Source organism: Pseudomonas sp. S2_B10 (assembly GCF_054668425.1).
The window spans coordinates 1,514,884-1,537,850 of the sequence record NZ_CP162768.1; the positions used below are offsets into that span (position 1 = coordinate 1,514,884).

General features: G+C 59.7%; 19 protein-coding genes and 1 tRNA gene. 12 read left to right on the forward strand and 8 right to left on the reverse strand.

The window, feature by feature from the left end:
- Positions 1-423 precede the first annotated feature (423 nt).
- Positions 424-1,851: an arginine-ornithine antiporter gene (gene arcD / locus AB4O45_RS06710; protein WP_076563934.1), complete on the reverse strand. Its 1,428-nt coding sequence runs from the start codon at positions 1,849-1,851 to the stop codon at positions 424-426.
- A gap of 437 nt (positions 1,852-2,288) precedes the next feature.
- Between arcD (AB4O45_RS06710) and arcD (AB4O45_RS06715) the strand changes: the two genes are divergently transcribed.
- The 12 genes from arcD (AB4O45_RS06715) (at position 2,289) to AB4O45_RS06770 (ending at position 17,108) form a co-directional block, all read left to right on the forward strand.
- A complete protein-coding gene (gene arcD, locus AB4O45_RS06715) occupies positions 2,289-3,716 on the forward strand; it encodes an arginine-ornithine antiporter (protein WP_016773517.1) in 1,428 nt (475 codons plus the stop codon).
- 35 nt (positions 3,717-3,751) lie between these two features.
- Entirely contained in the window at positions 3,752-5,008 is a 1,257-nt protein-coding gene (arcA, locus tag AB4O45_RS06720) for an arginine deiminase (RefSeq protein WP_016773516.1), read from the forward strand.
- 68 nt (positions 5,009-5,076) lie between these two features.
- Positions 5,077-6,087 carry an ornithine carbamoyltransferase gene (locus AB4O45_RS06725; RefSeq protein WP_041479782.1) on the forward strand — a complete coding sequence of 337 codons (1,011 nt, stop codon included), beginning with the start codon at positions 5,077-5,079 and terminating at the stop codon, positions 6,085-6,087.
- 191 nt (positions 6,088-6,278) lie between these two features.
- A complete protein-coding gene (gene arcC, locus AB4O45_RS06730) occupies positions 6,279-7,208 on the forward strand; it encodes a carbamate kinase (protein ID WP_136492856.1) in 930 nt (309 codons plus the stop codon).
- 62 nt (positions 7,209-7,270) lie between these two features.
- Positions 7,271-7,633, forward strand: a complete 363-nt coding sequence (locus tag AB4O45_RS06735) for a DUF5064 family protein (protein ID WP_041479784.1) — start codon at positions 7,271-7,273, stop codon at positions 7,631-7,633.
- A 247-nt stretch (positions 7,634-7,880) separates the two neighbouring features.
- Positions 7,881-9,389: a sigma-54-dependent transcriptional regulator gene (locus tag AB4O45_RS06740; RefSeq protein WP_095181474.1), complete on the forward strand. Its 1,509-nt coding sequence runs from the start codon at positions 7,881-7,883 to the stop codon at positions 9,387-9,389.
- Between the two features lie 451 nt (positions 9,390-9,840).
- Positions 9,841-10,224 carry a glycine cleavage system protein GcvH gene (gene gcvH, locus AB4O45_RS06745; RefSeq protein ID WP_150741947.1) on the forward strand — a complete coding sequence of 128 codons (384 nt, stop codon included), beginning with the start codon at positions 9,841-9,843 and terminating at the stop codon, positions 10,222-10,224.
- Positions 10,225-10,235: 11 nt separating this feature from the next.
- Positions 10,236-13,088 (forward strand): aminomethyl-transferring glycine dehydrogenase, encoded by a 2,853-nt coding sequence (gene gcvP, locus AB4O45_RS06750; RefSeq protein WP_460161231.1) that lies wholly within the window; start codon positions 10,236-10,238, stop codon positions 13,086-13,088.
- Between the two features lie 206 nt (positions 13,089-13,294).
- On the forward strand, positions 13,295-14,671 hold the full coding sequence (locus AB4O45_RS06755) for an L-serine ammonia-lyase (RefSeq protein ID WP_056787927.1): 1,377 nt from the start codon (positions 13,295-13,297) through the stop codon (positions 14,669-14,671).
- Positions 14,672-14,781: 110 nt separating this feature from the next.
- A complete protein-coding gene (gene gcvT / locus AB4O45_RS06760) occupies positions 14,782-15,906 on the forward strand; it encodes a glycine cleavage system aminomethyltransferase GcvT (protein ID WP_460161232.1) in 1,125 nt (374 codons plus the stop codon).
- Between the two features lie 403 nt (positions 15,907-16,309).
- Positions 16,310-16,522, forward strand: coding sequence for a cold-shock protein (locus tag AB4O45_RS06765; protein ID WP_003227496.1), 213 nt, complete (start codon positions 16,310-16,312; stop codon positions 16,520-16,522).
- A gap of 97 nt (positions 16,523-16,619) precedes the next feature.
- A complete protein-coding gene (locus AB4O45_RS06770) occupies positions 16,620-17,108 on the forward strand; it encodes an RDD family protein (protein WP_024014082.1) in 489 nt (162 codons plus the stop codon).
- 179 nt (positions 17,109-17,287) lie between these two features.
- Here the strand turns inward: AB4O45_RS06770 and nadA are convergent, their stop codons facing one another.
- The 7 genes from nadA to tolB form a co-directional block, all read right to left on the reverse strand.
- Positions 17,288-18,346, reverse strand: a complete 1,059-nt coding sequence (gene nadA, locus AB4O45_RS06775; RefSeq protein WP_016773509.1) for a quinolinate synthase NadA — start codon at positions 18,344-18,346, stop codon at positions 17,288-17,290.
- Positions 18,347-18,616: 270 nt separating this feature from the next.
- A tRNA-Lys gene (locus AB4O45_RS06780) sits at positions 18,617-18,692 on the reverse strand.
- Between the two features lie 63 nt (positions 18,693-18,755).
- Positions 18,756-19,448 (reverse strand): 7-cyano-7-deazaguanine synthase QueC, encoded by a 693-nt coding sequence (queC, locus tag AB4O45_RS06785; protein ID WP_041479788.1) that lies wholly within the window; start codon positions 19,446-19,448, stop codon positions 18,756-18,758.
- Between the two features lies 1 nt (position 19,449).
- Positions 19,450-20,097, reverse strand: a complete 648-nt coding sequence (gene queE / locus AB4O45_RS06790; RefSeq protein ID WP_041479789.1) for a 7-carboxy-7-deazaguanine synthase QueE — start codon at positions 20,095-20,097, stop codon at positions 19,450-19,452.
- A gap of 167 nt (positions 20,098-20,264) precedes the next feature.
- Positions 20,265-21,113, reverse strand: coding sequence for a tol-pal system protein YbgF (ybgF, locus tag AB4O45_RS06795; protein ID WP_460094850.1), 849 nt, complete (start codon positions 21,111-21,113; stop codon positions 20,265-20,267).
- A 6-nt stretch (positions 21,114-21,119) separates the two neighbouring features.
- Positions 21,120-21,617, reverse strand: coding sequence for a peptidoglycan-associated lipoprotein Pal (gene pal / locus AB4O45_RS06800; protein WP_003178634.1), 498 nt, complete (start codon positions 21,615-21,617; stop codon positions 21,120-21,122).
- Positions 21,618-21,669: 52 nt separating this feature from the next.
- The gene (tolB, locus tag AB4O45_RS06805) at positions 21,670-22,950 is read right to left on the reverse strand and encodes a Tol-Pal system beta propeller repeat protein TolB (RefSeq protein WP_164488347.1); all 1,281 of its coding nucleotides are present in this window, start codon (positions 22,948-22,950) and stop codon (positions 21,670-21,672) included.
- Positions 22,951-22,967: the final 17 nt, after the last annotated feature.

Sequence of the window (22,967 nt, forward strand, 5' to 3'; positions counted from 1 at the left end):
AGGGGACTGATTGGGGGATATTGGAGAGTTACGCCGACGTGCAAGATTTTCGTCGAATCCATAATCGACTCGATCGCTCAGGTCGATGTATAGCGCCAGACACCTCGGTCGGTCCCCTCTCCCAGAGGGGAGAGGGGACTGATTGGGGGATATTGGAGAGTTACGCCGACGTGAAAGATTTTCGTCGAATCCATAATCAACTCGATCGCTCAGGTCGATGTATAGCGCCAGACAACTCGGTCGGTCCCCTCTCCCAGAGGGAGAGGGGACTGATTGGGGGATATTGGAGAGTTACGCCGACGTGAAAGATTTTCGTCGAATCCATAATCAACTCGATCGCTCAGGTCGATGTACAGCGCCAGACACCTCGGTCGGTCCCCTCTCCCTCTGGGAGAGGGCTAGGGTGAGGGGCTGCTTTTCAGATCACAACGACAACACCCCGCTATACAACCCATACGCCGCCAGCCCCGCCCCGATCACCACGCAAGCAAAAATCCCCTTTTCCACCGTAGTGAAAACCGGTTGCCCCTGTTCACGCTTGGCCTTGGCAAACAGGATCACCCCCGGCGCATACAGCAGCGCCGACAGCAGCAGATATTTCACTCCCCCGGCATACAACAGCCACACCGCGTAAACCAGGGCGATGCCGCCGATCAGCAGATCCTTGGTACGTTCCGCCGAGGCGTGTTCGTAGGTTTCGCCGCGCCCGCTGAGCAGCACCGCGTAGGCCGCCGACCATAAATAGGGCACCAGAATCATCGACGAGGCCAGGTAAATCAGACTGGTGTAAGTACCCGCCGAGAACAATGTGATCAGCAGGAAAATCTGAATCATCACATTGGTCAGCCACAGCGCGTTGACCGGCACGTGGTTCTTGTTTTCCTTCTTCAGGAACGCCGGCATGGTTTTGTCTTTGGCCGTGGCGAAGAGGATTTCCGCGCACAGCAAGGCCCATGACAACAACGCGCCCAACAGCGAAATCGCCAGTCCGATGCTGATCAGCAACGCACCCCACGGCCCGACGATGTGCTCGAGCACCGCTGCCAGTGATGGGTTTTGCAGATTGGCCAGTTCCGGTTGACTCATGATCCCCAGCGACAGCACGTTGACCAGCACCAGCAGCGCCAGCACGCCGAGAAAACCGATCACCGTGGCGCGGCCGACGTCGCTGCGTTTTTCTGCGCGGGCCGAATAGACGCTGGCGCCTTCGATGCCGATGAACACGAACACGGTGACCAGCATCATGTTGCGCACCTGATCCATCACCCCGCCGAAGTTCGGGTTGCTGCGGCCCCAGATGTCACGGGTGAAAATGTCAGCCTTGAATGCCACGGCAGCGATGACGATGAACATGATCAGCGGCACGACCTTGGCCACGGTGGTCAGTTGGTTGATCAGCGCCGCCTCCTTGATCCCGCGCATCACCAGAAAATGCACCGCCCACAACAGCACCGAAGCGCAGCCGATGGCGATCGGCGTGTTGCCCTGACCGAACACCGGGAAGAAATAACCGAGGGTGCTGAACAGCAACACAAAATAGCCGACGTTGCCCAGCCAGGCGCTGATCCAGTAACCCCACGCCGACGAAAAGCCCATGTAGTCGCCGAACCCGGCCTTGGCGTAGGCGTAGACGCCCGAGTCCAGCTCCGGTTTGCGATTGGCCAGGGTCTGAAAGACGAAGGCCAGCGTCAGCATGCCGATCGCGGTGATGCCCCAGCCGATCAGGATCGCCCCGGCATCGGCGCGCGCCGCCATGTTTTGCGGCAACGAGAAAATCCCCCCGCCGATCATCGACCCCACCACCAGCGCGATCAACGCACCAAGGCGCAGCTTTTGCGTCGGTTGCGACATGCAGATCTCCTTGAAAGAGCCGTTATTGTTTATTTGTAACAACTGCCGACTAAAAGCCTAAGGGTAGATGACGTTTATCAGGTAATGGCCAATTTCGCACCGTTATATATAGCCGACCACGATAACGCTTAGCACGTTAAGTCAGTTTTGTGCGCCAATCTTGATTATTCAATTCTGTACTGAAAACAGATGACGGACATTTGCCAAACGCGGAAAAGCAACTAGCGTCATAGTTCGAAAGCATTAATTGCTATTCCCAATTGCGTAAGCGAAACGGCTCTGGGACGGGCCTTCCAGAGCACAGTGCTATGCCCGCAACGGGTGGATAAGTCATTCATTAACAATGGAATGTGGCCATGCACTGATCCAAGTCAGCTATTCGAACAGACAACGGTACTAGGCTGTGAGCTCTCCTTTCCTGCAATGGAGTCATGCAAATGTCTGAAGCGCCCGGAAAACTAAGACTCGGTGCACTGGTTGCACTGGTAGTCGGTTCAATGATCGGTGGCGGGATATTTTCGTTGCCACAAAACATGGCCGCCAGCGCCGACGTCGGTGCAGTGCTGATCGGCTGGGCCATCACCGCCGTCGGCATGCTCACCCTCGCATTTGTTTTTCAAACCCTCGCCAATCGCAAGCCTGACCTGGACGGCGGGGTCTACGCCTACGCCAAGGCCGGATTCGGCGACTACATGGGTTTCTCATCGGCCTGGGGCTACTGGATCAGCGCCTGGCTGGGCAACGTCGGTTACTTCGTTCTGCTGTTCAGCACCCTCGGCTATTTCTTTCCGATCTTCGGCGAAGGCAATACCCCGGCGGCGGTGATCGGCGCGTCCTTGCTGCTGTGGGGCGTGCATTTTCTGGTGTTGCGCGGGATCAAGGAAGCGGCGTTCATCAACCTGGTGACCACCGTCGCCAAGGTCGTGCCGCTGCTGCTGTTCGTGTTGATCGCAGTCTTCGCGTTCAGACTGGACATCTTCACCGCCGACATCTGGGGCGTGAAAAACCCTGACTTGGGCAGTGTGATGAACCAGGTGCGCAACATGATGCTGGTCACCGTCTGGGTGTTCATCGGCATCGAAGGCGCGAGCATCTTCTCTGCCCGCGCCGAGAAACGTTCGGACGTCGGCAAGGCCACCGTGATCGGCTTCATCACCGTGCTGCTGTTTCTGGTGCTGGTGAACGTGCTGTCGCTGGGCATCATGACCCAGCCGGAACTGGCGAAACTGCAGAACCCGTCGATGGCCGCCGTGCTTGAGCATGTGGTCGGGCACTGGGGTGCGGTGCTGATCAGCGTCGGCTTGATCATCTCGCTGCTCGGTGCGCTGCTGTCGTGGGTGCTGCTGTGTGCCGAGATCATGTTCGCCGCCGCCAAAGACCACACCATGCCGGAGTTTCTGCGCAAGGAAAACGCCAACCATGTGCCGGTCAACGCCCTGTGGCTGACCAACGCGATGGTGCAGGTGTTCCTGATCATCACCCTGTTCTCGGCCAGCACTTACCTGTCGCTGATCTACCTCGCCACCTCGATGATTCTGGTGCCGTACCTGTGGTCAGCGGCCTATGCCCTGCTGCTGGCGGTGCGCGGCGAGAGCTACGAAGGCTTCGCCGCCGAGCGGCGCAAGGATCTGATCATCGGCGGTATCGCCCTGATCTACGCGGTGTGGTTGTTGTATGCCGGCGGGGTCAAGTACCTGCTGCTGTCGGCCCTGCTCTACGCGCCCGGCGCGATCCTGTTCGCCAAGGCCAAGCTGGAACTCAAACAACCGGTTTTCACCAACGTCGAGAAGCTGATTTTCGCCGCAGTGGTCGTGGGCGCCGTGGTGGCGGCCTACGGTCTCTACGATGGCTTCCTGACGCTGTAACCCCTGATTGAATTGTCATCTGGAGGAACACAGAAATGACCACGGAAAAAGTGAAGTACGGCGTCCACTCCGAAGCCGGGAAACTGCGTAAAGTCATGGTTTGCTCCCCAGGTCTGGCCCATCAGCGGCTGACCCCGAACAACTGCGATGAACTGCTGTTCGATGACGTGCTGTGGGTGGCGCAGGCCAAGCGCGATCACTTCGACTTCGTCACCAAGATGCGCGAGCGCGGCATCGACGTGGTGGAAATGCACAACCTGCTGACCGACATCGTTGCCATCCCCGAAGCGCTGGACTGGATTCTTGAGCGCAAAGTCACTGCCGACTCGGTGGGCCTGGGCCTGATCAGCGAAGTGAAATCCTGGCTGAAAAGCCTCGAGCCACGCCACATCGCCGAATTCCTGATTGGCGGCGTGTCGGCCGATGATCTGCCGGACAGCTTCGGTGGCAAGACCATCCAGATGTTCCGCGACTTCCTCGGCCACTCCAGCTTCATCCTGCCGCCGCTGCCCAATACCCAGTTCACCCGCGACACTACCTGCTGGATCTACGGTGGCGTGACGCTGAACCCGATGTACTGGCCGGCGCGCCGTCAGGAAACCCTGCTGACCACCGCCATCTATAAATTCCATCCGCAATTCACCAACGCCGAATTCGAGATCTGGTACGGCGACCCGGACAAGGACCACGGCAACTCCACCCTTGAGGGCGGCGACGTCATGCCGATCGGCAACGGCGTGGTGCTGATCGGCATGGGCGAGCGCTCATCGCGGCAGGCCATCGGCCAACTGGCGCTGAACCTGTTCAACAACAAAGCGGTGGAAAAAGTCATCGTCGCCGGCCTGCCGAAGTCCCGCGCAGCAATGCACCTGGACACCGTGTTCAGCTTCTGCGACCGCGACCTGGTGACGATCTTCCCGGAAGTGGTCAACCAGATCGTCGCCTTCACCCTGCGTCCTGACGAAAGCAAACAGGGTGGCATCGACATCCGCCGCGAAGAAGGCAGCTTCCTCGACACCGTCGCTGCGGCGCTCAACCTGCCGAAACTGCGCGTGGTGGAAACCGGCGGCAACAGCTTCGCCGCCGAACGCGAGCAATGGGACGACGGCAACAACGTGGTGGCGATGGAGCCGGGCGTGGTCATCGGCTACGACCGCAACACCTACACCAACACCCTGCTGCGCAAGGCTGGCGTGGAGGTCATCACCATCAGCGCCGGCGAACTCGGCCGGGGCCGTGGCGGCGGTCACTGCATGACCTGCCCGATCATCCGCGACCCGATCGATTACTAATCTTTGAGCCTTCGCCGCGACTTATCGAGCGCGGCCAAGGGGATAACCGAAACCCAAGGAGATCCATCATGGCTTTTAACATTCACAACCGTAACCTGCTCAGCCTGGAACACCACACCCCACGTGAGCTGCGTTACCTGCTCGACCTGTCCCGCGATCTGAAACGCGCGAAATACACCGGCACCGAGCAACAACACCTGAAGGGCAACAACATCGCCCTGATTTTCGAGAAAACTTCGACCCGTACCCGTTGCGCCTTCGAAGTGGCGGCCTATGACCAAGGCGCCAACGTCACTTACATCGACCCGAACTCCTCGCAAATCGGCCACAAGGAAAGCATGAAGGACACCGCCCGCGTGCTCGGGCGCATGTACGACGCCATCGAGTACCGTGGCTTCAAACAGGAAATCGTTGAGGAGCTGGCCAAGTTCGCCGGCGTGCCGGTGTTCAACGGCCTGACCGATGAATATCACCCGACCCAGATGATCGCCGACGTGCTGACCATGCGTGAACACGCCGACAAGCCGATCCATGAAATCAGCTACGCCTACCTGGGCGACGCGCGCAACAACATGGGCAATTCGCTGCTGCTGATCGGCGCCAAGCTCGGCATGGACGTGCGCATCTGCGCACCGAAAGCGCTGTGGCCGCTGGACGATCTGGTAGCGCGTTGCAAAAAATACGGTGAGGAAAGCGGCGCACGCATCACCCTCACCGAAGATCCGAAAGAAGCGGTCAAAGGCGTGGACTTCATTCACACCGATGTCTGGGTATCGATGGGTGAACCGGTGGAAGCCTGGGCCGAGCGCATTCAGCAACTGCTGCCGTATCAGGTCAACGCCGAGCTGATGAAGGCCACCGGCAACCCGCGCACCAAGTTCATGCACTGCCTGCCGGCGTTCCACAACAGCGACACCAAGGTCGGCAAACAGATCGCCGAACAATATCCGCACCTGAAAAACGGCATCGAAGTGACCGATGACGTGTTCGAGTCGCCGGCCTGCATTGCCTTCGAGCAAGCGGAAAACCGCATGCACACGATCAAGGCGATTCTGGTCTCGACCCTGGCTGATCTCTGACGCCACAGCGCTCCCACTGAAGGAACCGGAAACCCAATGTGGGAGCGAGCCTGCTCGCGAAAGCGGTGGGTCATTCAACAGCGATGTCGACTGATCTGACGCGTTCGCGAGCAGGCTCGCTCCCACAGGGATATCGGTTCCAGCAGGGAGATCGAATCGTTTGTCATTCCTCTGCTTAGAAGGATTGCACCATGCGTATCGTCGTAGCCCTGGGCGGTAACGCCCTGCTCCGCCGTGGTGAGCCGATGACCGCTGACAACCAGCGCGCCAACATCCGCATCGCCACCGAGCAAATCGCCAAGATCCATCCCGGCAACCAACTGGTCATCGCCCACGGCAATGGCCCGCAAGTCGGCCTGCTGTCGCTGCAAGCGGCGGCTTACACCTCTGTCACCCCATACCCGCTGGACGTGCTCGGTGCCGAAACCGAAGGCATGATCGGCTACATCATCGAACAGGAACTGGGCAACCTGCTCGACTTCGAAGTGCCGTTCGCCACCCTGCTGACCCAGGTTGAAGTCGACGCCAACGACCCGGCTTTCAAGAAGCCGAGCAAGCCGATCGGCCCGGTCTACGAGAAAGCCGAAGCGGAAAAACTCGCCGCCGAAAAAGGCTGGGCGATTGCCCCGGATGGCGACAAATTCCGCCGCGTCGTCGCCAGTCCACGGCCGAAGCGCATCTTCGAAATCCGTCCGATCAAGTGGCTGCTGGACAAGGGCAGCATCGTCATTTGCGCTGGTGGCGGCGGTATTCCGACAATGTACGACGAGCAGCGCAACCTCAAGGGCATCGAGGCGGTGATCGACAAGGACCTGTGCTCGTCGTTGCTCGCCGAGCAACTGGAAGCCGATCTGCTGGTGATCGCCACTGACGTCAACGCAGCGTTCATCGATTACGGCAAGCCGACGCAGAAAGCCATCGCCGAAGCCCACCCCGACGAACTCGAACGCCTTGGTTTCGCCGCCGGCTCGATGGGGCCGAAGGTGCAGGCAGCCTGCGAATTCGCGCGCCATACTGGCAAGGTCGCGGTGATCGGTTCGCTGGCCGATATCGAAGCCATCGTCCAGGGCACCGCCGGTACGCGGGTCAGCACGGCGAAGCCGGGGATCAGCTACCGATAACAATAAACGCCGGGGCAGGCTCAAGGCCTGCTCCGCTTCCATGCCTTGAAAGGAGTAGCTCAATGGCCCAGTTCGAACCTGGTCATCTGCACATCGAGCGGCACGCGTTGACCGACGATGACGTCAATTACAACGTGCATCTGGACTATGAAGTGTTCACCGATCCGCAGAAAGGCAAAGGGATTCAGTTCACCCTGCACGGCAGCATGCAGGGCAAGGACATGAAGGAGGCGTTTTTCCTGCCCAAGGAAGAGGCCTACAACTTCGCCCGCGATGTCACGCGGATCGCCGAGAAGTACGGCATACCCAAGACCCACAGCCAGATCGGCTCGGTGCACAAGCATTACGATCTGATGTTTGAAGACATTCGGCAGAAGTTGAATATGCAGTCGGGGGATCCGGTCAATCTCGAGCATTTCGAATAAAAATCAAAAGCCCCTCACCCTAGCCCTCTCCCGGAGGGGAGAGGGGACTGATTGGGGGATGCTGCAGCATTGCGTCGACCTGATCCTGCATCACTGAATCCATAATCGCCCGGTACTTTCAGGTCGATGCATAACCCCAGACACCTCGGTCGGCTCCCTCTCCCTCCGGGAGAGGGCTGGGGTGAGGGGGCTTTTGATTTAAGGCATACTTGCCCCCCTCCGCTATGCAGATCACTGAACCGCCCCCATGCGTATCCACGTCAGCTTCATCGACCGCGTCGGCATCACCCAGGAAGTCCTGGCTATCCTCGGTGGGCGCAATCTCAATCTGGATGCGGTGGAGATGATCCCGCCGAACGTCTACATCGACGCGCCGACCCTCAGCCCGCAAGTGCTCGAAGAACTGAAAGATGCGCTGTTTCGCGTGCTCGGCGTGGAAGCGGTGACCGTGGTCGATATCCTCCCCGGCCAGCGCCGGCACTTGCAGCTCGATGCTTTGCTCGCGGCGATGACCGACCCGGTGCTGGCCCTCGACAGCGCCGGCAAGGTGCTGCTGGCCAACCCGGCGTTGATTGCCCTGTACGGTCGCGAACCGGCCGGTGAAAGCGTCTCGGCGCTGTTCAATGATCCCGGCCTGCTCGATACCCTGCTGGAAAACGGCTTTCGCCTGCCGCTGCGCGAGATCACCGTCAACGGCCAGACCCTGCTGCTCGACGCCACGCCGATCACCGACGCCGGCGCCCTGCTGACCCTGTATCAACCGAACCGCATCGGCGAACAACTCTCGGCACTGCACCACGATCACGCCGAAGGCTTCGACGCGCTGCTCGGCGAGTCTCCGGCGATCCGCACACTCAAGGCCCGCGCGCAACGCGTTGCCGCCCTTGATGCACCGTTGTTGATTCAAGGCGAAACCGGTACCGGTAAAGAACTCGTCGCCCGCGCTTGCCATGCCATCAGTGCACGGCACAGCGCTCCGTTTCTCGCCCTCAACTGCGCGGCGCTGCCGGAGAACCTCGCCGAGAGCGAACTGTTCGGCTATGCCCCCGGCGCCTTCACCGGTGCGGCGCGTGGCGGTAAGCCAGGGCTGATGGAGCTGGCCAACCAGGGCACGGTGTTTCTCGACGAAATCGGCGAGATGTCGCCGTACTTGCAGGCCAAATTGCTGCGTTTTCTCAACGACGGCAGCTTCCGCCGCGTCGGTGGTGATCGTGAAGTGAAGGTCAATGTGCGCATCCTCAGCGCTACCCACCGCGATCTGGAAAAAATGGTCAGTGAAGGGCTGTTCCGCGAAGACCTGTTCTATCGCCTCAATGTGCTAAACGTCGAAGTGCCGCCGCTGCGTGAACGCGGTCAGGACATCCTGCTGCTGGCGCGCTACTTCATGCAGCAGGCCTGTGCGCAGATCCAACGCCCGGTCTGTCGTCTGGCGCCGGGGACTTATCCGGCGCTGCTCGGCAATCGCTGGCCGGGCAACGTGCGGCAACTGCAGAACGTGATTTTCCGCGCGGCGGCGATTTGCGAGAGCAGCCTGGTCGATATCGGCGACCTCGACATCGCCGGCACCTCCGTCGCGCGCCAGACCGACACTGAGGTGGAAAGTCTCGAACAAGCGGTCGAATCGTTCGAAAGGGCGCTGCTGGAAAAGCTTTACGTCAGCTATCCCTCGACCCGGCAACTGGCGAGCCGCTTGCAAACCTCGCACACCGCCATCGCCCATCGCCTGCGCAAATACGGCATTCCCAATAAACCCTGACTCACCGCGCATCCCTATTGCAGGAAATTCCCCATGTGGGAGCGAGCCTGCTCGCGAAAGCGGTCTATCAGCGAAATAGCTGGCGCCTGACACACCGTCTTCGCGAGCAGGCTCGCTCCCACAAGGTTTTATGGCGGATTCAAAATCCGTTCAAAAACGACCTCTATCTGTACCGAAAGCGCTACAGCGGAACGATATCGCTACACCCGCCTGTGACCAGCGCTGCGCAACGCTTTGATCCGATTAAGCTTTTCTCCTCGCCCCAAGCTGTAGCGATTTCGCTACAGGCGCAACCTGCCGACACCCACCTAAAAACTCCAAGCCATTGATTTATATAGATAAATCAACCTTGGCCGCATTCTTGCTACCTGCCTCCTCATGTATTAAGGGCTTCCCCGCCCCAAGCTTTCCACCGCGTCCACCAGACGAGTCTGGCCCCTGAGGAGTTTCCATGAGCGAGTTGCGTTTTACTGAAGATCACGAATGGCTGCGCACCGAAGCCGACGGCAGTGTCACTGTCGGCATCACCGCATTCGCGCAGAACGCCTTGGGCGACGTGGTGTTCGTGCAACTGCCTGAGCTGCAGGCTTACGAAAAAGGCGCTGAAGCCGCCACCGTGGAATCGGTGAAAGCCGCCAGCGGCGTGTACATGCCGCTCGATGGCGACGTGCTGGAAGTCAACCCGGCGCTGGAAAACGCCCCGGAACTGGTCAACGAAGATCCGCTGGGCGAAGGCTGGTTCTTCCGCTTCCAGCCAAGCGACGCCGCCGCTGTCGGCGAACTGCTCGATCAGGACGCCTATGACCGCCTGATCAAAGCCCAAGCCGAAGCCTGAGGAATTACCCCATGACCGCCATCAATCTCGGCACCGCCAACGAATTCATCGCCCGTCACATCGGCCCGCGCGCCGGTGACGAGCAAGCCATGCTCAACAGCCTCGGCTTCGATTCCCTCGAAGCGCTGAGCGCCAGCGTCATCCCGGAAAGCATCAAGGGCACCAGCGTGCTGGGCATGGACGACGGCCTCAGCGAGGCCGACGCCCTGGCGATGATCAAATCCATCGCTGGCAAAAACCAACTGTTCAAAACCTACATCGGCCAGGGCTACTACAACTGCCACACGCCGTCGCCGATCCTGCGCAACCTGCTGGAAAACCCGGCCTGGTACACCGCTTACACCCCATACCAGCCAGAAATTTCCCAGGGCCGTCTCGAAGCGCTGCTGAACTTCCAGACCATGATCAGCGACCTCACCGGCCTGCCGATCGCCAACGCCTCGCTGCTCGACGAAGCCACCGCCGCTGCCGAAGCCATGACCTTCTGCAAACGCCTGAGCAAGAACAAGGGCAGCCACCAGTTCTTCGCCTCGATCCACAGCCATCCGCAGATCCTCGACGTGCTGCGCACCCGTGCCGAGCCGCTCGGTATTGACGTGGTCGTGGGCGATGAGCGCGAACTGACTGACGTCACGCCGTTCTTCGGCGCGCTGCTGCAATACCCGGCGAGCAACGGTGATGTGTTCGACTACCGCGAGCTGACCGAGCGCTTCCACGCCGCCAACGCTCTGGTGGCCGTGGCCGCTGACCTGCTCGCCCTGACCCTGCTCACCGCACCGGGCGAATTCGGTGCCGACGTCGCCATCGGTTCGGCGCAACGCTTCGGCGTGCCGCTGGGCTTCGGTGGCCCGCACGCCGCTTACTTCTCCACCAAGGATGCGTTCAAGCGCGACATGCCCGGCCGTCTGGTCGGTGTTTCGGTTGACCGTTTCGGCAAGCCGGCCCTGCGTCTGGCGATGCAGACCCGCGAGCAACACATCCGCCGCGAAAAGGCCACCTCGAACATCTGCACCGCTCAAGTGCTGCTGGCCAACATCGCCAGCATGTACGCCGTCTATCACGGCCCGAAAGGCCTGACGCAGATCGCCAACCGCGTGCATCACCTGACCGCGATCCTGGCCAAGGGCCTTACTGCTCTCGGCACTCAAGTTGAACAAGCCAGTTTCTTCGACACCCTGACCATCGCTACCGGCGCAGACACCGCTGCGCTGCACGACAAGGCGCATGCTGAGCAGATCAATTTGCGTGTGATCGACGCCGAACGTCTGGGCCTGTCGGTCGACGAAACCACCACTCAGGCTGATATCGAAACCCTTTGGGGCCTGTTCGCCGACGGCAAGACCCTGCCGGACTTCGCTGCGCTGGCCGCCTCGGTGCAGAGCACCATCCCTGCTGCGCTGGTGCGCCAGTCGCCGATCCTCAGCCACCCGGTGTTCAACCGTTACCACTCGGAAACCGAGCTGATGCGCTACCTGCGCAAACTGGCGGACAAAGACCTGGCGCTGGATCGCACGATGATCCCGCTGGGCTCGTGCACCATGAAACTCAACGCCGCCAGTGAAATGATCCCGGTGACCTGGGCCGAATTCGGTGCACTGCACCCGTTCGCCCCGGCCGCACAAAGCGCCGGTTACCAGCAACTGACCGATGAGCTGGAAGCGATGCTCTGCGCCGCCACCGGTTACGACTCGATCTCGCTGCAACCGAACGCCGGTTCGCAAGGTGAATACGCAGGTCTCCTGGCGATCCGCGCCTACCACCAGAGCCGTGGCGATGAGCGCCGCGACATCTGCCTGATCCCGTCGTCGGCCCACGGCACCAACCCGGCCACCGCGCAAATGGCTGGTATGCGTGTGGTCGTCACCGCGTGCGATGCCCGTGGCAACGTCGACATCGAAGACCTGCGCGCCAAAGCCATCGAGCACCGCGAACACCTCGCCGCGCTGATGATCACCTACCCGTCGACCCATGGCGTGTTCGAAGAAGGCATCCGCGAAATCTGCGCGATCATTCACGACAACGGCGGCCAGGTGTATATCGACGGCGCCAACATGAACGCCATGGTCGGCCTCTGCGCACCGGGCAAGTTCGGCGGCGACGTTTCGCACCTGAACCTGCACAAAACCTTCTGCATCCCGCACGGCGGTGGCGGCCCGGGCGTTGGCCCGATCGGCGTCAAGTCGCACCTGACCCCGTTCCTGCCGGGCCACGGCCAGATGGAACGCAAGGAAGGCGCGGTCTGCGCGGCACCGTTCGGCAGCGCAAGTATTTTGCCGATCACCTGGATGTACATCCGCATGATGGGTGGCGCCGGTCTCAAACGCGCTTCGCAGCTGGCGATCCTCAATGCCAACTACATTTCCCGCCGCCTCGAAGAGCATTACCCAGTGCTGTACACCGGCAGCAACGGCCTGGTGGCGCACGAGTGCATCCTCGATCTGCGTCCACTCAAAGACAGCAGCGGCATCAGCGTCGATGACGTCGCCAAGCGCCTGATCGACTTCGGCTTCCATGCGCCGACCATGTCGTTCCCGGTCGCCGGCACATTGATGATCGAGCCGACCGAAAGCGAATCCAAGGAAGAACTGGACCGCTTCTGCGACGCCATGATCCGCATCCGCGAGGAAATACGCGCAGTGGAAAACGGCACGCTGGACAAGGAAGACAACCCGCTGAAAAACGCCCCGCACACCGCAGCGGAACTGGTCGGCGAATGGACCCACCCGTACAGCCGTGAGCAAGCCGTTTACCCGGTCGCGTCGCTGATCGAAGGCAAATACTGGCCGCCGGTCGGCCGTGTCGACAACGTCTTCGGCGATCGCAACCTGGTCTGTGCCTGCCCGTCGATCGAAAGCTACGCTTAATGGAATGAGGGGCTGAATATCGGCCCCGATTTCAGCAATACCCTAGATCCCCCTGTGGGAGCGAGCCTGCTCGCGAAGGCGCCATTTCAGTCAACGTAAATGGTGGCTGATCCGACGCTTTCGCGAGCAGGCTCGCTCCCACAAGGGATCTGCACCGATCTCAAAAACTGCGCCAATCCCCATAACAAGAAACCGGAGAACCACTCATGTCGTTAAGCGTGTTCGACCTGTTCAAGATTGGCATCGGTCCCTCCAGTTCCCACACCGTCGGCCCGATGCGCGCTGCTGCGCGCTTTGCCGAGGGTCTACGCCGTGAAAACCTGCTGACCAGCACCGCCAGCGTGCGTGTCGAGCTGTACGGTTCGCTCGGTGCTACCGGCAAAGGTCACGGCAGCGATAAAGCCGTGCTGCTCGGCCTTGAAGGCGAGCACCCGGACACAGTCGACACCGAAACCGTCGCCGCGCGCCTGCAGGAAATTCGCGGCAACGGCCGCTTGAACCTGCTCGGCGAACACTGCATTGCGTTCAACGAGAAAGAACATCTGGCGATGATCCGCAAGCCGTTGGCCTATCACCCCAACGGCATGATCTTTCGCGCCTTCGATGCGGCGGGGATTCAGATTCGCAGTCGCGAGTACTACTCGGTTGGCGGTGGTTTTGTCGTCGATGAAGATGCGGCCGGTGCCGATCGCATCGTCGAAGACGCCACGCCACTGACCTTCCCTTTCAAAAGCGCCAAGGACTTGCTCGTTCATTGCGCTACGTACGGGCTGTCGATCAGCCAGGTGATGCTGACCAATGAAAGCGCCTGGCGCCCGGAAGCCGAAACCCGTGCCGGCCTGCTGAAAATCTGGCAGGTGATGCAGGACTGCGTCGCTGCTGGCTGTCGTAACGAAGGTATCTTGCCGGGCGGTTTGAAGGTCAAACGCCGGGCGGCGGCGCTGCATCGGCAATTGTGCAAGAACCCGGAATCGGCCCTGCGCGATCCGTTGTCGGTGCTCGACTGGGTCAATCTTTATGCACTGGCGGTCAACGAAGAAAACGCCAATGGCGGACGCGTGGTCACTGCGCCCACCAATGGCGCGGCGGGGATCATTCCGGCGGTGCTGCATTACTACATGCGTTTTATCCCCGGGGCGAATGACGACGGTGTCGTGCGATTTCTGCTGACCGCTGCCGCAATCGGCATTCTTTACAAGGAAAACGCTTCGATCTCCGGCGCCGAAGTCGGTTGTCAGGGTGAAGTCGGTGTGGCCTGTTCAATGGCAGCCGGCGCTCTGTGCGAAGTGCTCGGCGGCAGCGTGCAACAAGTCGAGAACGCCGCGGAAATCGGCATGGAACACAACCTCGGTTTGACCTGCGACCCGATCGGCGGCCTGGTACAAGTCCCGTGCATCGAGCGCAACGCTATGGGCTCGGTGAAAGCCATCAACGCGGTGCGCATGGCCATGCGTGGCGACGGCCAGCATTTCGTCTCCCTCGACAAAGTCATTCGCACCATGCGCCAGACCGGCGCCGACATGAAAAGCAAATACAAGGAAACCGCCCGCGGCGGCCTGGCGGTCAACATTATCGAATGCTGATTACGAACTCAGCCAAACGTAACTAGCTCCCTCTCCCTCCGGGAGAGGGCTGGGGTGAGGGGCTCTTGATCTTGCCTCTCACCCGCAACCCAAATTCAAAGGAGCCACGCATGTCCACCGAACAACTCTCGAAAACCCCGCTGCACGCACTGCACCTCGAACTCGGCGCGCGCATGGTGCCGTTCGCCGGCTACGACATGCCCGTGCAATACCCGCTCGGAGTGATGAAAGAACATCAGCACACCCGTGAGCAAGCCGGGCTGTTCGACGTCTCGCACATGGGCCAGATTCGTCTGACCGGTGCCAATGCGGCCAAAGCCCTGGAAACCCTGGTGCCGGTGGACATCATCGACCTGCCGGTGGGCATGCAGCGTTATGCGATGTTCACCAACGAAAGCGGCGGCATCCTCGACGACCTGATGGTTGCCAATCTGGGCAATGACGAACTGTTCCTCGTGGTCAACGCCGCGTGCAAGGATCAGGATCTCGCGCATCTGCAAAAACACATCGGCGATCAGTGCACCATTACGGCGCTGTTCGAAGAGCGCGCCCTGCTCGCCCTGCAAGGTCCGGCAGCCGTCACGGTGCTGGCGCGTCTTGCGCCGGACGTGGCGAAGATGACCTTCATGCAGTTCAACCGTGTGTCGTTGCTCGGCGTGGACTGTTTTGTCAGCCGTTCGGGCTACACCGGTGAAGACGGTTTCGAAATCTCGGTACCGGCCGCTGAAGCGGAGAAACTCGCCCGCGCCCTGCTCGCCGAACCAGAGGTTAAGGCCATCGGTCTTGGCGCCCGCGACTCGCTGCGTCTGGAAGCCGGCCTGTGCCTGTACGGCCATGACATGAACACCGAAACCACGCCGATCGAGGCCAGCCTGCTTTGGGCGATCTCCAAGCCCCGCCGCGCCGATGGCGCGCGGGCCGGCGGTTTCCCGGGCGCCGAGCAGATATTCGCGCAGCAACAGAACGGCGTCGCACGCAAACGCGTCGGCCTGCTGCCACAGGAGCGTACCCCGGTGCGTGAAGGCGCAGAGATCGTCAACGAGGCCGGCGAGATCATCGGCAGCGTCTGCAGCGGCGGCTTCGGTCCGACCTTGGGCGGGCCATTGGCGATGGGTTACCTCGACAGCGCCTACGTCACGCTCGATACACCTGTGTGGGCCATCGTCCGTGGGAAAAAGGTGCAAATGCTTGTAAGCAAAATGCCATTTGTTCCACAACGCTACTATCGCGGTTGATTGACTGTTTCTATAAGTAACGCGATTGCGTTATGCGTGCACTAATGTGTAACGCAATCGCCATAAAACAGTGCGTTTTTTAACATCTGTTTCGAATATGAACGTTGCTTATAACGACTGCAAAAAACTGAACCAGACAATCGTCTAAGACTGCACTAGTGAACTGACTAATTTCCGCGAAGAGCAGTAAAACCGGGGCCTTCGCAGGGCTTGTTTTTTCTCCCGTAGTTGGCGTAGAGTTTGTCCACTGTGTTTGCATGGGTCAGCTTGGAATCGTGACCTGGGCAGTAGCCTACAAGTTAGCTACATCCCGCTCGACGTCTTCTTACTCCTTGCAACCAGCTCCAGTACTCTTTCATGTGAAAGGGGCTGTCATCAATTTATGCGTCAAAGGAAATAAGAAATGTCCACACGTCAGAGCGGTACCGTCAAGTGGTTTAACGACGAGAAAGGTTTTGGTTTTATCACTCCAGAAAGCGGTCCGGATCTGTTCGTACATTTCCGCGCCATTCAAGGCAACGGCTTCAAGAGCCTGAAAGAAGGCCAGAAGGTGACTTTCGTTGCCGTGCAAGGCCAGAAAGGCATGCAGGCTGACGAAGTACAAGCAGAAGCCTGATCTTCTGATACGAAAAAGCCCCTGATATTGATATCAGGGGCTTTTTTGTGCGCGCTTATCCGTAAAATGGCGCTTCCATTCGCGTCCCGAGGCTGCCATGTCGAAACACCTGCTCACGCCGCAAGGGGACTTTCCTCCCGTTGCTCTCGGTCGTCGTCTGGCGGCGATGTTCTACGACTTCCTGCTGTGCACCGCCCTGCTGATCGTCACCGGATTCATCTATAAGTTGATCCAGGCGGCGATCATTGGCGAAGAGCGTCTGCGAGTGATGACCGACGCCGGCCAGCTGGATGGTGATCCGCTCTACTCCACGGTGCTGCTGTTGGTATTGTTCGGCTTCTTTGCCAAGTTCTGGACCCATGGCGGGCAGACACTGGGCATGCAGGTGTGGGGGATCCGCGTGCAGAACGCCAACGGCACAGCGATCAGCCTGTGGCAGGCGCTGCTGCGCTTTATGGTGTCGATCGCGTCGTGGTTGTGTGTCGGGCTGGGATTCTTCTGGTCGCTGTTCGACAAGCAGAAACGCACTTGGCACGACATCTATTCGGATACGCGTGTGGTGCGGATCCCGAAGAAGAGCAAATAATGTCCATGCTCAAGAGTCGGCCTGTGGTGAGGGGATTTATCCCCGTTGGGTGGCGAAGCCGCCCCAAAATCAACCACCGCGGTGTATCAGACACACCGCGTGCGCTTCCTAACGACTGCTACGCAGCCGAACGGGGATAAATCCCCTCACCACAGGGCTCACTCATACAAGGGGTTCACTCAGGCGTTACCGGCCAATTTCATCCGCGCTGCCTGGGTGAAGTCGAGCATGCGCTTCAACGGGCGGATCGCTTGGGGAATCAGCGCCGGATCGACAAAGATCTCGTTGGTGCCTTCTTTCAAGCTCTTGAGCGTGCGCTCAAGGGTGTTCATGGCCATCCACGGGCAATGTGCACAACTGCGGCACGCGGCGCCGTTACCGGCGGTAGGCGCCTCGATAAAGACCTTGTCCGGGCACAGCTGCTGCATCTTGTAGAAGATGCCACGGTCGGTGGCGACGATCAGGGTCTTGTTCGGCAGGCTTTGCGCGGCAGCGATCAACTGGCTGGTGGAACCGACGGCGTCCGCCAGTTCGATCACCGAAGTCGGCGACTCGGGATGCACCAGAATCGCCGCGTCCGGGTACAGCGCCTTCATGTCTTCGAGCTGCTTGGACTTGAATTCTTCATGGACGATGCAAGCACCGTCCCACAGCAGCATGTCGGCGCCGGTCTTGCGCTGAATGTAGGTGCCCAGATGCTTGTCCGGGCCCCAGATGATCGTCTCGCCGTTGTCCATCAGGCTTTCGACGATCTCCAGTGCGCAGCTCGAGGTCACCACCCAGTCAGCCCGAGCCTTCACGGCGGCGGAAGTATTGGCATAAACCACCACGGTGCGTTCCGGGTGCTGGTCGCAGAACGCCGAGAACTCATCGACCGGGCAACCCAGGTCCAGCGAGCACGTCGCCTCCAGGGTCGGCATCAGCACGCGTTTTTCCGGGTTGAGAATCTTTGCAGTCTCGCCCATGAACTTCACGCCGGCGACCACCACGGTCTTGGCCGGATGGGCATTGCCGAAGCGGGCCATTTCCAGGGAATCGGATACACAGCCGCCGGTCTCTTCGGCCAGGGCCTGAATCACCGGATCGCAATAAAAGTGGGCAACCAGCACCGCGTCCTGAGCCTTGAGCTCGGCGGCGATGGCGGAACGGTAATAAGCCTCCTCTTCTGCCGTCAGCGGTTTGGGCTGTTTGGCGTCGAGGTGGGCTTGAACCAGAAGGCGTTCGGAAATCTGCGTCATGTTCGCAAGACCTGCAGGCGCATTCGCGCGAAAGTCGAGTATACACCCGGCTCCGGACCGTTAGAGGGTACCGCCGGGAGAGTGAGTATCATCAGGCACGGACAGCGTTGAAGCTGCGCAAGGCTACAGAATATCCCGTTGATACAAAAGATGATTCTGACCTGTGTCAGGCCGCCCGCGCTGAAACGTCGAACGCCCGAATTGCAGGCAAAAAAAAACCCGGAAATCCTCACTTTCGTGGGCCTTCCGGATTTTCTAAACCGCCAAATATGGTGGGTCGTGTGGGATTCGAACCTACGACCAATTGGTTAAAAGCCAACTGCTCTACCAACTGAGCTAACGACCCGCTGTGTGGTGGCGCGTATAATACTGATTTCTAAGGACTATTCAACACCTTTTTTGAAAAAGATCAAAAATAAGGGGTTGGATCGCTCACACCTGCCGCCGCGAAGCCTTCAGCACGCAGGCGGCAGCTGTCGCATTTGCCGCAGGCGCGGCCGTCATCGTCTGCCTGATAGCAGGAAACCGTGAGGCCATAATCCACGCCCAGCTTCACGCCAGCCTGGACGATCTGCGCCTTGCTCAGGTTTTGCAGTGGCGCCTGAATGCGGAAGCCATTGCCTTCCACGCCCGCTTTGGTGGCCAGGTTGGCCATGCGCTCGAACGACTCGATGAACTCGGGACGGCAATCCGGGTAGCCGGAATAATCCACTGCATTGACGCCGATGAAGATGTCGCGCGCGCCGAGCACTTCGGCCCAACCCAATGCCAACGACAGGAACACCGTGTTGCGCGCCGGCACGTAAGTCACCGGAATGCCTTCGCCCAGCTCTTCCGGAATATCGATGCTGGTGTCAGTCAGCGCCGAGCCGCCCATGCCATTGAGGTTCAATCCGATGACCTTGTGCTCGACCACTCCCAGATCGCGAGCAACGCGGGCGGCGGCATGCAATTCAGCATGGGAGCGCTGGCCGTAATCGAAGCTCATGGTGTAGCAGGCGTAGCCTTCGGCGCGTGCCATCGCCACGACGGTGGCCGAGTCGAGGCCGCCCGAAAGCAGGATAACGGCACGTTTTTCGGTAGTGTTCAGTTGTTCAATCATCTCAGCGCCCCGGCTCATCATTCCATAGATATTTATGCAACTGCAGTTGCAGCCGCACTGGCAGGTTATCTGCCACCACCCAATCCGCCAGATCCCTGGCATTGAGGTCATGATGACTTGGGGAGAAAAGCACTTCACCCGCACGTCTATCAAGCCCGTACTGGATCAGTTTCGATACCGCCCAGTCATAGTCTTCCCGCGAGCAGATGACAAACTTCACCTGATCGTTGCGGGTCAGCAGTTCGATGTTCTCGTAACGGTTGCGATGGGCTTCTTTCGAGCCCGGCGTTTTCAGGTCGACGACGCGACTGACACGCGGATCGACGGCGGATACGTCGAGGGCGCCGCTGGTTTCCAGCGACACCTCGTAACCGGCATCACACAACCGTTCAAGCAAAGGAATGGCGTTCGGCTGAGCCAACGGCTCACCGCCGGTGACACAGACGTAGCGCGGACGATATCCGGCCACTTGCTCAAGGATGTCGTCGAGGGTACGGACGGTGCCGCCGCTGAACGCATAAGCGCTGTCGCAGTATTGGCAACGCAACGGGCAACCGGTCAGGCGCACGAAAACCGTGGGCAGCCCGGCAGTCCGAGTTTCCCCCTGCAACGAGTAGAAAACTTCGGTGATTCTCAATGTGTCTTGCATAGTCGCCACGGGCGTAACAGCTAAACAGGCTGTCCGCCTCCGTCAGGCACTTCAGGCAATCCCGCCAACGCGTAGACCACAAGAAGCGTGTTTCAGAAAAAGGGCGTGAATTCTAACGAAAAAACCCGCGACAAGCGCGGGTTTCTTCAAAACGCGGATGAACAGGCTTACATGCGCTGCAAATCACGCTGGGCCAGCTGCGCGGCGGAAGTGCCCGGATATTGGGACACCACCTGCTGCAGAATGCCTTTGACCTTGTCGGTATGACCGAGGCGGCGTTCTACGTCAGCCAGCTTGTACAGCGAATCCGGCACTTTGTTGTGCTTGGGATACAGCTGCGAAACCTTGGCAAAGGCCTGACCTGCACCTTGCAGATCACCCTTGGCCAGGTTCACTTCGCCCAACCAGTATTGAGCGTTGCCCGCGTACTGGCTGTTGGGGTATTTGCGCAGGAAAGCGGCGAAGGCCTGGCTGGCCTTGTCGAAATCCTTGGCTTTGATCAGGTCGAAAGCGGCATCGTAATACAGCTTTTCCTTGGCCGGATCAGCCGGTTCGCTACCCGCAGCAGGGGCCTGGGCTGCCGCAGCAGCACCCGCGCCTGCGGCAGCACCGGCAGCACCGGCAGCAGCACTTGCATCGCCACCGGCAGAAGAATTCTCGGGAGTCGCGGCTGGTGCAACGCCGGATCCTATGCGCCGATCAAGATCCTGGTATCGCTCCAGGGATTCCTGCTTCATGCGCGAAACCTGATTCTGCAGTTCTTCGATCACGCCCTGTTGGCGCGAGATCTGATCCTGCATCTGTTGCAATTGGTTGAACAGCATGCCTTGTGCCGAGGCAGGGGCCGAAGCCGCTCCCCCGGCATAGGCGCCGTTCGTACCGTAACCCGCAGGCGGATAACTGCTCCCGCTATTGTTATAACCGGAGTTGTCATCGACCACAGGAACCGCAGCCCACGCCGCAAGCGGCGCAAGGCTGAGAGCCAGAACAGTTACAGCACGACGGCACGTTCGCATATCGAATTACTTACGCAGTTCGACGCGACGGTTCTGGGCCCAGGACTGCTCGTCGTTGCCGGTAGCAACTGGACGCTCTTCGCCGTAGGAAACCAGTTCCAGCTGAGCTGGGGAAACACCTTGCAGTACCAGGTAGCGCTGAACGGCTTTCGCACGACGCTCGCCCAGTGCCATGTTGTACTCACGAGTACCACGTTCGTCGGTGTTGCCTTCCAGAACAACGCGAGCGCCGTTTGCTTTCAGGTCTTTGGCGTGAACGTCCAGAGCGCGCATGGCTTCTGGCTTCAGGTCCGAGCTGTCGTATTCGAAGTAGAAGGTGGTGATTGCGCGCAGAGCAGCTTCTTCGCTCAGGGAACCGTCAACGGCACCGGTGTTTGCGCCGTAACCAGCGTTTGGATCAACAGCGCCTTCACCGGCGTTGTCGCCGCCTTTGGACGAGCAACCTACAGCTACAGCCATGGCCAGAGCCAGCGCAGCAAATTTACCAAACTTCAGCATTTCCATCGTGAAACTCCTAATGAACCCCAGTGTGTTAAGTAAAACGTGTAGCGCCCGCTCACTTCAGGTAAGGGGACCAGGACGGTTCTCTGACTTCGCCTTGAGCGGTAGGAAGCGGGAGCCTCACGCGTCCATTAATGGACACGAGCATCAAGACTCCCCGGCCCTGTTGGCGGGTGGCGTAGATTACCATGGTGCCGTTGGGCGCAACAGTAGGTGACTCGTCCAGAGTGCTATCAGTGAGGATCTTTACACTACCTCGCTGCAGATCCTGAGCTGCCACCTTGAAATTGGTGAAGCCATCCTGACGATGAATCATCACCAAAGTCTTTTCATCAGCCGAAAGTTTCGGGTTGGCGTTGTAGTTGCCCACGAACGTCACACGCTCGGCACCACCGCCACCGACGCTGGTTTTATAGATTTGCGGCTTGCCGCCACGGTCGGAGGTGAAGTAGATGGTCGAGCCATCCTTGCCCCAGAACGGTTCGGTATTGATGCCCTGACCATTGGTTACGCGGCTGATCTGACGCGAACCGAGGTTCATCACGTAGATGTCCGGGTTGCCGTCTTTCGACAGCACGAACGCCAGGCGATTGCCATCCGGCGACCAGGCTGGCGCGCCGTTGAGGCCTTCGAAGTTGGTGATCTGCTCACGGCGACCGGTGTCGATGTTCTGCATGAAGATACGCGGACGCTTCTGCTCGAACGACACGTAGGCGATACGCTTGCCGTCCGGTGCAAAACGCGGCGACAGGATCGGCTCGCGCGATTGCAGCAGAGTCACTGCGCGTGCGCCGTCATAGTCGGAGCGTTGCAGCGTGTAACGAGTGTTCTTCTCGGAAAAACGCTCGGCCGTTACGTAAAGCAAACGTGTCGAGAAGGCACCTTCAATGCCGGTCAGCTTCTGGAACGACTGATCGGAAATGAAGTGCGCCATGTCACGGATCTGGTCGGTCGTACCGGAAACACTGCCGTCCGCCACTTTCTGCTCGGTGGCGACGTTGAACAGCGCCCACTGCACCTGCAGGCGACCGCCCGCTGGAGCGATGCTGCCGACCATCATGTACTGAGCACCCACCGCCTTCCAGTCACGGAAGATGATTTCGCTCGGCTGGCTTGGCTGGCTGATCATGTTGGCTTTCGGAATAGGCGAGTAATAGCCCGAGTTGCGCAAATCGTTGCCAATGATTTCAGCCATGTCATCAGGCAGCACGGCGCCGCCCTGCATGCCGAACGGTACGACGGCGATCGGGGTGGCCCGATCGCTGCCGCTGGTGACCAGAATGTTCTTTTCATCTGCCGTCGCGATCCCTGCCATGCAGCAGATCACGACCAGCATTCCTCGAAGAAGGTTTC